Here is a 12,951-nt window from a genome sequence, read left to right as displayed (position 1 = left end):
GTAAGATTTTGTTAAGGTAAATTTATGAAAGGAGGTGGAAACGATGGTACGTAAGCCTGATATCAAACAGTTGTTAAAAATTTTAATTGCAGCAGCTTGGCTTGATGGTAAGATTCAGCCGGAAGAAAGGCAGTATCTTCAGCAAATAGCTCAAGAACAAGATATTGCAACCGACCCAGAAATTAAACCTTGGCTGTACGGATTAGTTCCCGTCAAACCAGATGAATGTTACCAATGGGTTAAAGAATATTTAGGCAATTCTCCCAGCGCCGAAGATTGTCAAAATTTAATTCAAGAGATTGGTGGTTTAATTTATAGCGATGGTGAGGTAGCCACTGAAGAAGCTAAGTTACTAGCTAAAATACAAGACTTGTCTAATAAAAGCGAATCAAACCACAAACGTTCAAATCTCATCCTCAAACAGGTGCAAAAAATGTACCGTCGTTGGGTTGAAGTGCAGAATTGAGAAAGAGTTAGGAATTAGGAGTTAGGAGTTAGGAGTTATGAAGGTTAAAGGTTAAAATCCTTTACTTGAAAATAGAATAAACACATTTACTGTTACCTGTTTACTGCTCCCTAATTCCTACCCCTTCGTCTAAGTAAAAACACTAGTTATAAATACAAATTTATAGCTTAATTAAAGATGCGATCGCACTGCCGAAAATCGTGGGAATCCTTGTGGTTAAGCTGTAGGTTATATCAGTACAGCTTAGTAATATTTTTTTATAAACAATAAATATGTTTTCAAAAATCTTTCAAAAAGCAACCTTAATTGGAATTGCAACTCTAACAAGTTTTGCCGTAACTGGAACCCTTACAACGAATTCAGCACAAGCAGCAACTTCTAATCGTTCCGAATTAACTCTAACTTCAAATATTTTAAATACCAAAGTTGAAACCGGAAATTCATCTTTTAGCCAATCGCAAACAGAAGGAACCAAGGTAATAAGTCTTAAAAGAGGTATGGTTATTTGTAAACCAGGTAGGGTTAAGGCTTGTAAGAAAACAGATAACAACAAACCTGTTACCGTTACTAAACCCGCTGGCGAAAGAACAAATAATAACAAACCTGTTCCCGCTACTAACCCACCTAAGAAGTAAACGACTTCTGGTTATAAATTGAGCTAAAAAACTGTAATCAATATTTCAATCAAGTCGGAGGGATTATCTCTTCGGCTTATTTTTTGTGAATCTATCAATCTTGATAACCACATTAATTTCATTAATTCCGACAGGTTGTAGAGACGTAAAATTTTACGTCTCCGGAGGGTTACGGGAAAAGCGTAACGCACCGAAATGGTTGTCAACTAACATTATTGTTGTCAACTAACATTATTACAGGTAAAAATACCGCTATTTGAAGATGTAATTATTTCTTTGATGAAGAAGTAACGATTCCTCTGGAAACTTTGAAAGTGTTGATGTTAGGCTGCAAACAGTTTAATCATCACCTGTATAAAATTTTAGGAATCGTCAATATGTTTTCAAATATCTTTCAAAAAGCAGCTTTATTTGGAGCTAGTACTGTTGCAGGGGTTGCTTTAACCGGAACCATGATGGCGAATTCAGCGCAAGCTGCAACTATGTCTTACACTTCCGAATTTAGCATCACCTCAAATAGCTTAAAGACTGAAGTAGCAACGGGAAAATTTTCTTTCACCAAAACTGAAAAAACAGGAGCGGATTCTGGTTTATTCAGCTACAAGCTAACAGATTTTAATTCATCTTTCGGAGCTTTAGGTTTTAGTAAGAGTTTAAGCTTGAACGATGTAAAAGCAAACCCAAATCCTTTCCTTGCAGTCAACCAGGCTTTTGTACCAGATAAATATCAAAATATTTTACCAAGCGTATTAGCAGGAGATAATTCTAATTATGTAGGTGATGGTGATTTTCCACCAGATGATTTCATCAAAGAATTCACAGCACAAGAATTTTCAGGAATTGCAGATGAATATAATTTGTCTTCATTAATATCTGCTTTTCTACCTTCGGTTAATGCTCAACAAGCAGAAGGTTTATTCAATATTGCTTTTAATCAAGGTGGCAAGGTAAGCCTTACAACTACATCTAAATCAGTTCCAGAACCAACTACAATATTCGGGATTGGAGTTGTAGGAATTGGATTAGTAGCAACTCGTCGTAAACGTGCAAGCAAAAAAATCAAACAGAAAGCTGCTGCGTAATATTATTTTAGATTTTGGATTATTTGGGATTCAGGGAATTATAGTTTGAAATAAATCTCTTCCCACTGTTCGCTGTTACCCATTTTCTATTACCTTTTACATAAATAAAGTCGGAGGAAGCAACTCTCCGGCTTATTTTTTTATTTTTACTTAAATTAAGTACTTAAACTAATTGCCACCTAAACCAGGATTATCTTCTTTTTCAACTTCAGGTACAAAATCAGGACGCTTTTTACTTTCCCAACCAGCAGGGCGCTTAGAATTGTACCAGGCGATCGAACCAATACTGACAGCTGCTATAAACCCAACTACATAAACCAGCGTGAAAGCCAAAGGAAACTGAAAAGGACTTTCAGCCCCTGTTTGAGTGGCAGCTTGCATTAATAAAGGCATGAATTTCTTCTCCTAAAACAGGCAACATTACCTATGAATGTATTAAATACAGCGTACCATTTTGGGGGAGATGGGGAGATGGGGAGAGGGGGGAGAAAATTTATAATTCCTAATTCCTAATTCCTAACTCCTAACTCATCACTGTGAACTCCCTGGCTTGAGCCTCTCACGCCATGAACCCGATGAACTTGGTGCTGATTTTTTCTTTGGTGCTGGTGCCGATTGTTTCTTAGGTTTAGGAGCCGAGGAACGTTTTCTCCTTACTGGTGGTGATGAGCTTCTGTTTCTTGTTGTGGAAGTTGGTTTACTTCTCGTGCGTCTTTGAGTGCGAGATGGATTTGAAGAATTTCTATTGGATGAACCAGAACTAGTATTACTGCGACGACGGCGCGTCCTAGTAGTTGGTTTTTGTTGGGTTTGAGGAGTGCTTCTTCTGCGACGAGTTCTTGTACTCCTAGTTCGACGATTGCTACTGCTTCGGGAACTGCTATTAGTAGTACTTCTTCTTGTACTTCTGCGTCGTGAAGAATTTCTATTAGTTGTGGTTTCTGTATCGTCGTCGGAATCGTCTGAGGAAGGTACTGACTTAGTAATAAATCGTCTGGGTTTAATTGGCTGTGCTTTGATAGTAGCTTTTCTTCCAGTTAACTTAGGTCGTTCGGGAAACTTCTCGACGGGCATTCCATCGGTAGCTTCTTTCATAAACTGTTGCCAAGTGTAAGCAGCGGTGGTGCTATCGCCATTGGTGGGTTTGTTGTTGTCGTTACCCAGCCATACACCCGTTACTAATTGAGGAATAAAGCCGACAAACCATAAATCTCTAGCTTCGTCGGTGGTGCCCGTTTTACCTGCTGCGGGACGATCTATTTGAGCGCGGGTAGCTGTTCCGGATGTGACTACGTTTCGCAACATCCAGGTCGTAATCGCCGAGCTATCAGCATCTAATCCTCGTTTTCCTTTAAAATCTGCCGACCAAACTACTTCACCGTTACGACTAAGAACGCGGGTAATACCGTGAGGTTTTATATGCATTCCCTTATTGGCAAACGTACCGTAAGCGCTGGTTAATTCTAATAAATTGACTTCATTGGAACCAAGAGCCATAGAAATAACGGGTTTGATTTCGGATTCAATCCCCATGTTGTGCGCTAAGTCAATGGTTGGTTGATATCCTACTTTCATTAATATTCTCACCGCGACAATATTAATTGACCTAGTGAGAGCATCTCTCATATTTATCCAGCCCCGGAAGCCTTCATCGTAGTTTTTCGGTTCGTAACCATCAACTACTATTGGTGCATCCAAATAACCATCCATAGGATTTTTTCCGGCTGCTACTGCTGCTGCATAAACAAATCCTTTGAATGTCGAACCTGGTTGTCTTTGGGCTTGGGTAACGCGATTAAACTTGTTTTTACCAAAGTCCTTACCGCCAACCATTGCTTTAATTTCGCCGTTGCGCGGATCTATGGAAACCATTGCAGCTTGTTTAAATCGCTGCCAGCGCCCTTGATTTCGCAAGGTTTTGTCTACTGCTTCTTCTGCTTTTTCCTGCCAAGTTGGATTTAAAGTAGTTTCTACTACTAATCCCCCCGCTTCTAATACATCTTTTTCTACGTATTTTGGTAATTCTTTTTGAATATAAGAGATAAAATACGGCGCTTGTACTTTGTATCTTTTGGGCAAACTAGCTTTAACAGTTAAAGGTTCCGATACTGCTGTTTGCTTCTCATCTTTTGTAATAAATCCATCTTCTAGCATCCTTTGTAATACTAAATTGCGCCGCCGTTTGGCAGCCTCTGGATTTTCCGCAGGTGAGAACACGTTGGGAGCAGGAGCCAAACCAGCAATTGTCGCCATTTCGCTCAAAGTTAAATCACCCACAGGCTTTGAGAAATAAACCCAAGCCGCATCCGCTACACCATAAGCACCAGAGCCTAAATATACTAAATTCAAATACCGTTCTAAAATCTCGTCTTTAGTTAACTCTTGCTCTAATTTCTGAGCCAAACGAATTTCTTGCAGTTTGCGATTTACCGTCTTATTGCGATTCAGAAATAGAATCCGCGCTAACTGTTGCGTAATGGTACTTCCACCTTGCACCACATCTTGCGATCGCAAGTTACTAGTAGCAGCCCGCAAAATTCCTTTGGCATCGATGCCATTATGTTCGGTAAATCTTCTGTCTTCGGAAGCAATAAAAGCTTTTTGCAATCTATCGGGAATCTGCTTTATCTTCAGTTTTTCCCTTGTTGCTTCCCCCTGCTGATACAAAATTGCACCGTTACCAGCTTTAATTGTCAAAGTCTTTTCTCTGGAAGCAGCAGTCAATTGGTCTTTGGAAGGTAAAGTTTTATCTATCGACCATACACCATAACTGACAGCCATTATCCCGCCACTGACACCTAAAGTAGTCCAAAACCAGTAGCGACGATAAAGCGGTTTTCCCTTGCCGGGAAGTTTATCAAGCACTTTATTTGAAACTTTTTTCGCTTCACCCAAAAAATGCTTTGTGTTACCTAAAAATAACTTGGCTTTTCCCTTTAAAGTTTTTGGTGGTGATTCTGGTGATTCTTCAGTAGGTACCGCATCGCCCTCTATCTCCACCCAATGAGGAGGAGGCGATAATTTTTTAGTAATTAACTGTGTAGAAGGCGAATCATCTCCATCTTTCCTCGCTCCCACCAACTCGCTTGGGAGCGTTTCTTGCGTAATTTGTTCAGAATTATTATCAACTCGATCCGATTTTAAACTCGGCTTATTCTTAAGTCCGTTACTCAAGCTATTTGCTCTTTGCTTGAACCAAGAGGTCAACTTCGCCACGTTAGTTCCTCCCTTCGACTAATTGCAGTCTAACCACCACGAAAAGCGTTCTAGATTGTTGCCCCATACTCGTGTTAGTATAATATCCTATAAATTTTTAAATAGATTTACTCTTTTAGAAACTTTTCTTTAGATTTCCTTCCAACAATTTGTATCTTAAAACACATTTTTATCAGTAATATCAAGTAACTTATCATAATATCAAGGCAATTCTTTGTATTTGGGAGATATATTAAATTGCATGATAGCGTTATTGCCCTTGGTAGTAATATAGGGGATTCAACGACAATTTTAAATGCAGCTGTAAAAACTCTACATAAAGTACCCGGTATTACATATAAGATGAAATCTAGTTGGTATAGAACCAAAGCTGTTGGGCCAGCACAACCAGATTATATCAACGGCTGCGTCACTATATCCGTCGATCTCGAACCTTTCAAGCTGTTAGAAATTTTATTAGAAATAGAAAATCAATTTGGACGCGAACGAAAACAACGTTGGGGAGCGCGTACTTTAGATTTAGATTTGTTATTATACGATGACTTTATATTACATACCCCAACTCTACAAATTCCTCATCCGCGAATGACGCAGCGGGCTTTTGTACTGGTACCTTTAGCCGAAATAGCTCCAGATTGGGTAGAGCCAGTTAGCAAACGTCTGATAAAAGAACTAGTAAAAGAAGTGGACTGTTCGGATGTATATTTATTAACGGACAATTAAGATTTTAGATTTTGGATTATCTTCCTCCTAAAGTCGGAGTATATTTTAATTTAAAATTTTTGTATCTGTACAAAGACGGTCAAAATATACAACAGAGTTGATAAAAAATCAAGTTTTTTGTGGAAATGATTAGTTGTTGAACAAAATTAAACGATTACTATGGCATTAGATAGAGAATTGCCGCAGCTATTAAAGCAGCGTTTATTTTACGAAGGGCGAAAATTTAATTTTGAAGTAAATCGCTTGCGACTACCTAATAAGTCACAAGGAGACTGGGAATGCATTCGTCATCCTGGCGGTGCTTTAGCCGTACCCGTAACATCAGAAGGTAAATTAATACTTTTGCGTCAATATCGTTTCGCAGTTGGTGGAAGATTGTTGGAATTTCCTGCCGGTACAGTAGAAGAAAACGAAAGTCCTTTTGAAACAATTCAACGAGAAATACAGGAAGAAACGGGTTATCGTGCCGGAAAATGGCAGAATTTAGGAAAATTTTACTTAGCACCAGGCTATTCAGACGAGATTATCTATGCATATCTAGCTGAAGATTTAGAAAAATTGGAAGAACCGCTCAACTTAGATGAAGATGAAGATATAGAAGTTTTATATGTCACTCCCGCAGAGTTGGAAAAAGCGATTTTAGAAGGAGAGCCAGTAGATTCTAAATCAATTTCGAGTTTTATGTTAGCTCGTCCTTATTTGAGTTGAAATAATTATTTTTTTCGCGGATGGTAGGCTCTGCAAAACCAAGCTGAGCAAAAAATCTCTGAATCAACCTACTGGCAAGCGTTTAAAGCATTTATGAATCAGCACCCATCCGCGAACCGTATACAGAGCGAGTTTCAGCGTTTTTCGTTGAGGGCGATCGCTATTTTTTGTGTTATGATTACCCCATCCGCGAAACCGAACCTTGAAAACTCCATATGCAAAGGCTTTCAAACTCTAGCAGTTGAAACTTACACTAATCCCTATTAGGGATTGAAACTTAGCGGGGTGGAAAAACTCATATCTTACGAGGGAGTTGAAACTTACACTAATCCCTATTAGGGATTGAAACTATTTTTATTTTTAACCCGCAAACTTCTACTACGTTGAAACTTACACTAATCCCTATTAGGGATTGAAACAATAGTTTTCCAGCTTGATAGTAAGTCACCGCCGGTTGAAACTTACACTAATCCCTATTAGGGATTGAAACTAACGATCGCGAATTCCGCAAAAATCCCACTATCGTTGAAACTTACACTAATCCCTATTAGGGATTGAAACTTGCAACACCAATATCTAACCACGGTTCTAGTTGCTAGTTGAAACTTACACTAATCCCTATTAGGGATTGAAACTGAATTATTTACGTGCCTGAGCAATGACTTAGGTGTTGAAACTTACACTAATCCCTATTAGGGATTGAAACATTTAACTGCTCCTTTTTGGCAGATTCCCTTTGTTGTTGAAACTTACACTAATCCCTATTAGGGATTGAAACAAATCTGACAGCAACAGCGACTAATTCTGCTGAGTTGAAACTTACACTAATCCCTATTAGGGATTGAAACCGGGGGTACCCATTAGTAGCTACGGCAATGACACGGGGTTGAAACTTACACTAATCCCTATTAGGGATTGAAACTTAGGATATTAAGCCTAAGACTTGCAAAGTTTCTGTTGAAACTTACACTAATCCCTATTAGGGATTGAAACATACCCATAAGTTTTAAAATGCCACTGGCATTTTAGTTGAAACTTACACTAATCCCTATTAGGGATTGAAACACACACTGAAAAAGATGAAAGAATGAAACCGGAATCGTTGAAACTTACACTAATCCCTATTAGGGATTGAAACTGCTACTAATTCTTGGTGAAAAGAGTTTGAGTGAAGTTGAAACTTACACTAATCCCTATTAGGGATTGAAACGCAACAGAAACCAGAATGCCTACTCCAGAAGAGGAAGTTGAAACTTACACTAATCCCTATTAGGGATTGAAACGAGAGCAAGGAATTCAAGGAGAGCAAGGAATCCGGGGAGGTTGAAACTTACACTAATCCCTATTAGGGATTGAAACATGCCCTTGCTGATGAGTGATTTTTGGTGGTAAGTTGAAACTTACACTAATCCCTATTAGGGATTGAAACTATGACTCAGTAGCTATTCCTGTTAGTGCTGAGGTTGAAACTTACACTAATCCCTATTAGGGATTGAAACTTCTACATTTTGGGCAAAGAAATCTGGATACATAGTTGAAACTTACACTAATCCCTATTAGGGATTGAAACAATGATTTACCCTTCATGGGAAGTAAAGATGCAAGGTTGAAACTTACACTAATCCCTATTAGGGATTGAAACTTTACTTTACTCAAATACTGCTGCAAATATTCGGTTGAAACTTACACTAATCCCTATTAGGGATTGAAACCAATAGCATTTACCCTTTCGATTATTTCTACATCAGTTGAAACTTACACTAATCCCTATTAGGGATTGAAACTAATTCCGATGACAATATTAGTCAAGCATCCGAAGGTTGAAACTTACACTAATCCCTATTAGGGATTGAAACAGGACTGCTCAAAAGAGCTATTACACAAATCAAAGTTGAAACTTACACTAATCCCTATTAGGGATTGAAACAATCAAAATACTACTAGATTGCGAATAAGATTATCGTTGAAACTTACACTAATCCCTATTAGGGATTGAAACCGCCTATAACACCCTACTATCTACTAAAAATGTAATTCAAGAGGTTGAAACTTACACTAATCCCTATTAGGGATTGAAACCCTACCATATAGCCAAAATATAGTACCGTAGGGAAGGTTGAAACTTACACTAATCCCTATTAGGGATTGAAACGCGGACAATATCTTTGTCTGTAACTATCTTAAAAAGTTCGTAGGTTGGGTTGAGGAACGAAACCCAACATAACTTGGAAAACGAAACCAAATAATTTAACCTAAAACAATATTAAACAACCTTCCGCAAACAAGGCGCTTCATCTATATATGTATGTTGGAAATTCCGTGTGAAATTAAAACACCGATGTTGGGTTACGACGCAATCTAATTAATTGGTTGATGATTAAATATGAAGCTGCGTCTAACCCAACCTACGACTTCATCCATAAATGTATGTTGGGAATTTCCGATAAAATTAAAACACCGATGTTGGGTTACGACGCAATCGGACATCAACTGGTTAATCATTTTTGATTGTGGTGCGTCTAACCCAACCTACGACTTTAGAAAAACTAATCGGAATTTTATATTGGTGCATTGATGATAAATCAATTTGCAATTAAATGTTAAAGACGCGAAGTTAAATTTCGCGGCTTCATACAATTTAGTCATAAACAAAAATATATTCAAAAAACTCCTTAGCTGTACCTCTATCAGCACTAAATAAAATTGCAAAGTAGATAAATACGAACAAAGCCCAATTTTTGATGAATTCCATGATTTGATATCTCCAAAGTTGATTTTGATTGATTTGCTAGAACATTAATTATCTAGGGATGAGTGCAAATGATTTATGCACATCTCTTGGTTGCTGATATTGATTATCGAGGATGACTCTTAGTCGCTGATGATGGGTAGCTAAGGTTTTGGTAAGGTTTTTCTGAGAAAAATGAGAATTAAAAAATCTTTGATATATTTTGATACACACAGAAAAACCCGGCTGTTCAAAAAAACCGGGTTTCTAAATTTTTGTATAATATAGGACTTACGAAAAGCCCCCCTTTTTAAGGGGGGTTGGGGGGATCTAAACGTCTGAAATGCCTAACTTATAAATTATTCTTGAGAGGAATTTCTGCGCTTCATTCCTTGCTTTGCTTTATCTGCTTGAGGTACTCTCCTTGAATTTTCATCTGGAACGATGTGAGAACCATATTTACTGGCATAAACTTGGGTAAACTCGGCACCAAAGAAAATAATTTGAGCAGCGTAGTTAATCCAGGCTAAAAGAACTATCAACGAACCTGCTGCACCGTAAGCCGAACCGAAACTACCGCTACCTAAATATAATTCTAAGAGAGATTTACCAATTACGAATAATAATGAAGTCATAGCTGAACCAACCCAGACATCATTCCAAGCAATTTTGGCATCTGGTATAAATTTGTAAATTAAAGCGAACAGTAAAGTGATGACTGCAAAAGAAATCGCAAAGTTAGCAAATTGCCACAAGAAATCAAAACCCGGAATTAAACTGCCAAAGTAGTTAACCATTCCAGTTAAAACAGCATTGACAATCAGCGACATCATTAATAAAAAGCCTACACCACCAACCATTGCAAAAGATAAAAAACGTTTGCGAAGCGTTTGCCAAATACTTCTTCCTGGCTTTGGTTCAACTTCCCAAATCGTGTTGAGTGCATCTTGGATTTGAGCAAAAACGTTACTTGCACCAAATAATAAAACCGCAATACTGATAATTGAAGCGAAATTGCGGGTATCTGGCTTTTGAGCATTTTGCAGAGCCGTTTGAATCACTTCCGCACCAGCTTTACCTACCAAACCTTGAATCTGGCGTACAATCTCGCCACTAGCCGCTTCATCCCCAAATACAGCCCCCGCGATCGCGATCGCAATAATCAACAATGGTGCTAAAGAAAAAATCGTGTAATACGACAAAGCAGCAGCCAATCGAGAAGCTTTATCATCGTTCCATTCTTTAAAGGTTTCCTTTAATAACCTCCAAATTTGCTTTACACTCATCAAAATTCTCCTTGTAGCGGGATGTGGCTGCTTAATTATTCATTAATACTAAAAATATCTATCTAAAGGCATCTTCCCAAAGGTATTTGTATCGCTTTCTTGAGGAAGAATTGCAAAATAATTTACAGTACAGTACCAACCGATGTCACAAATAAATCAAACTGAAAAATACGAGTTAGATCGAGAATTAACTGATTTTGTTCAACAAGTCGACGACTGGCTAGAAATACCGATGATAGTGCTGGGCTTTGTATGGCTAGCGCTATTAGTTGTGGAACTAATCTCGGGGACAAATCCGTTTCTCGATGCCGTTTCTACAACTATCTGGATTATATTTATTTTTGATTTTCTATTTACATTTAGCATATCTCCACGCAAACTTAAGTATTTAAAAAATAACTGGCTCATAGGTATTTCCCTGTTAGTTCCAGCATTAAGAATTTTCAGATTTGTGCGAGTGTTACGTTTAGCCAGAGTTGCTCGCGCTACACGTTCCCTACGTTTATTACGGATAGTCGGCTCCCTCAATCGCGGAATGCGAGCCTTGAGAGCTACCATGAATCGGCGAAACTTTGGTTATGTTTTAGGACTAACTCTAATCGTGACTTTCGTAGGTGCTGCGGGAATATATGCATTTGAAAGCAATCTTCCTGATGGAGAAGGATTCAAAAGTTACCTTGATGCCTTGTGGTGGACGGCAATGTTGATGATAACTTACGGAGGCGATTATTCCCCGCAAACTCCCCAAGGAAGAGTATTATGTTTTATCTTAGCTCTCTATGCCTTCACCGTATTTGGTTATTTTACAGCATCAATAGCTACGTTTTTCATCGGTAGAGATGCCGAAGACGAAGAAGCATCAGTAGCCAGTTCCAAATCGATTATTGCTTTACACGAAGAAATCAAAGCATTGAGAGCGGAAATTCGAGAAATGAAAAATAATTAATTGGTAATTGGTAATTGGTAATTGGTAACTGATAACCGTTCGCCGTTCGGTTAAAATCGGAATATTCAAACACAACATTTGGTATCGGCTGTGGACACTACAACTTGCCCTCGCTGCAAACAAACTATAAACTCTCAGGCAGTTACCTGTCCTTTTTGTCGTACTGAGCTTAAAGCTTACGGACATCCCGGTATTCCATTACATCGCGCTGCGGGGGATGAGTATCTTTGCGAAACCTGTACCTACCATATTGACGATACTTGTAATTATCCCAAACGTCCCCACGCTAAAGAATGTACTCTTTATCAAAATGAAGAAGAACGCAAATTAGAATTACAGCAGAAAAATCAAAAACCCAGTTTGAATGTAAGTATCAATAATTGGATAAGACGCAATCAAGGTTTATTGATGATATTTGGCTTGCTATTAATATGCTTTCTATTAGTTCTTTCACGCTCCTAAGCAAGATGGGGAGATGGGGAGATGGGGAGATGGGGAGTTAAGATTGATAATTGTTCACTGTTCACTGTTCGCTGATAACTGTATCTTGTATTCAACCAGATTCAAAATCCTACCGCTAAGGTTTCTTTTTTGATAAGTTCTCACAATTTCCCCGCCCAATTTTTCTGGTATTCTGCGACTGGGATAATTCTCTTCATCCACTGGGTAAGTAAAATATTCGCAATCTAGGTTTTCTTCACACCAGTTTTTCATGGCTGTAACTGTTTCTAAGCCATAACCGTGATGATGGGCTGTCTTTTTCAACCAAATACCAAATTCTGGGTGTTTGCTATTGATGCGATGAATTCCAGCACAACCTAAAAATTCTTGGGAATCTTTTTTTAAAATTACTAATATTAATTCGTGTTCGTTTTTCATCCCTTCTAAAGAATTTTTGATAAATGATGCTGTCTCAGCTATGTTTTTAGCTGGACGAGGATACATATACGTCGTAATTTCTTCGGTAAAAGTGTCGAAAATCGGTTTTTTATATGCCAAAGATATAGATTTTAGTAAAAGGCGAGCGCACTCTATTTCTATATTCAATAAAGAGCGATCGGTTTGCACCCGTTCTTGAAATATTTTACTAATTAGGTAGGAAGCTAATTCCATTTTTTATACTCCCAATTTTGTTATATAGTAATGGTCGCGATCGTATCG

The 12,951-nt window shown here is 38.2% G+C and carries 12 protein-coding genes and 1 CRISPR repeat array; of the genes, 7 read left to right on the top strand and 5 right to left on the bottom strand.

Going from position 1 to position 12,951, the window contains the following annotated elements; all coding sequences use genetic code 11:
- Nucleotides 1–43: 43 nt before the first annotated feature.
- Entirely contained in the window at nt 44–466 is a 423-nt protein-coding gene (locus ACM03V_RS02935; protein WP_414619259.1) for a TerB family tellurite resistance protein, read from the top strand.
- Between the two features lie 289 nt (nt 467–755).
- Here the strand turns inward: ACM03V_RS02935 and ACM03V_RS02930 are convergent, their stop codons facing one another.
- The gene (locus ACM03V_RS02930) at nt 756–1,067 is read right to left on the bottom strand and encodes a hypothetical protein (RefSeq protein ID WP_414619258.1); all 312 of its coding nucleotides are present in this window, start codon (nt 1,065–1,067) and stop codon (nt 756–758) included.
- Nucleotides 1,068–1,478: 411 nt separating this feature from the next.
- Between ACM03V_RS02930 and ACM03V_RS02925 the strand changes: the two genes are divergently transcribed.
- Nucleotides 1,479–2,183, top strand: a complete 705-nt coding sequence (locus ACM03V_RS02925) for a PEP-CTERM sorting domain-containing protein (protein ID WP_414619257.1) — start codon at nt 1,479–1,481, stop codon at nt 2,181–2,183.
- Nucleotides 2,184–2,351: 168 nt separating this feature from the next.
- Here ACM03V_RS02925 and psb35 read toward each other — a convergent pair whose 3' ends face one another.
- Both psb35 and ACM03V_RS02915 read right to left on the bottom strand, forming a co-directional pair.
- Nucleotides 2,352–2,576, bottom strand: coding sequence for a photosystem II assembly protein Psb35 (psb35, locus tag ACM03V_RS02920; protein WP_414619256.1), 225 nt, complete (start codon nt 2,574–2,576; stop codon nt 2,352–2,354).
- Nucleotides 2,577–2,714: 138 nt separating this feature from the next.
- Nucleotides 2,715–5,399: a transglycosylase domain-containing protein gene (locus ACM03V_RS02915; RefSeq protein ID WP_414619255.1), complete on the bottom strand. Its 2,685-nt coding sequence runs from the start codon at nt 5,397–5,399 to the stop codon at nt 2,715–2,717.
- A 237-nt stretch (nt 5,400–5,636) separates the two neighbouring features.
- On the opposite strand from ACM03V_RS02915, the gene folK reads away from it, so the two are divergent.
- From folK to ACM03V_RS02900, 3 genes are all read left to right on the top strand, one after another.
- Complete coding sequence (gene folK, locus ACM03V_RS02910; protein ID WP_414619254.1) at nt 5,637–6,122, top strand: 2-amino-4-hydroxy-6-hydroxymethyldihydropteridine diphosphokinase; 486 nt, start codon at nt 5,637–5,639, stop codon at nt 6,120–6,122.
- A gap of 159 nt (nt 6,123–6,281) precedes the next feature.
- Nucleotides 6,282–6,830, top strand: coding sequence for an NUDIX hydrolase (locus ACM03V_RS02905; RefSeq protein ID WP_414619253.1), 549 nt, complete (start codon nt 6,282–6,284; stop codon nt 6,828–6,830).
- Between the two features lie 240 nt (nt 6,831–7,070).
- A CRISPR array of direct repeats spans nt 7,071–8,982; the repeat unit is 37 nt; unit sequence GTTGAAACTTACACTAATCCCTATTAGGGATTGAAAC.
- Between the two features lie 221 nt (nt 8,983–9,203).
- Nucleotides 9,204–9,338 carry a hypothetical protein gene (locus tag ACM03V_RS02900; RefSeq protein ID WP_414619252.1) on the top strand — a complete coding sequence of 45 codons (135 nt, stop codon included), beginning with the start codon at nt 9,204–9,206 and terminating at the stop codon, nt 9,336–9,338.
- Nucleotides 9,339–9,917: 579 nt separating this feature from the next.
- Here ACM03V_RS02900 and ACM03V_RS02895 read toward each other — a convergent pair.
- Nucleotides 9,918–10,844: a YihY/virulence factor BrkB family protein gene (locus tag ACM03V_RS02895; protein WP_414619251.1), complete on the bottom strand. Its 927-nt coding sequence runs from the start codon at nt 10,842–10,844 to the stop codon at nt 9,918–9,920.
- 142 nt (nt 10,845–10,986) lie between these two features.
- Here ACM03V_RS02895 and ACM03V_RS02890 point away from each other — a divergent pair, with 142 nt between their 5' ends.
- Nucleotides 10,987–11,790: a potassium channel family protein gene (locus ACM03V_RS02890; protein WP_414619250.1), complete on the top strand. Its 804-nt coding sequence runs from the start codon at nt 10,987–10,989 to the stop codon at nt 11,788–11,790.
- Between the two features lie 90 nt (nt 11,791–11,880).
- Complete coding sequence (locus ACM03V_RS02885) at nt 11,881–12,252, top strand: hypothetical protein (protein ID WP_414619249.1); 372 nt, start codon at nt 11,881–11,883, stop codon at nt 12,250–12,252.
- Between the two features lie 54 nt (nt 12,253–12,306).
- Here ACM03V_RS02885 and ACM03V_RS02880 read toward each other — a convergent pair whose 3' ends face one another.
- Nucleotides 12,307–12,903 (bottom strand): GNAT family N-acetyltransferase, encoded by a 597-nt coding sequence (locus ACM03V_RS02880; RefSeq protein ID WP_414619248.1) that lies wholly within the window; start codon nt 12,901–12,903, stop codon nt 12,307–12,309.
- Nucleotides 12,904–12,951 lie beyond the last annotated feature (48 nt).

Origin of the sequence: Calothrix sp. CCY 0018, from assembly GCF_963920925.1 — a bacterium.
Classification (GTDB): domain Bacteria; phylum Cyanobacteriota; class Cyanobacteriia; order Cyanobacteriales; family Nostocaceae; genus Rivularia.
The sequence above is the reverse complement of the archived record's forward strand: the minus strand, read 5'-3'. Positions and strand labels throughout refer to the sequence as shown.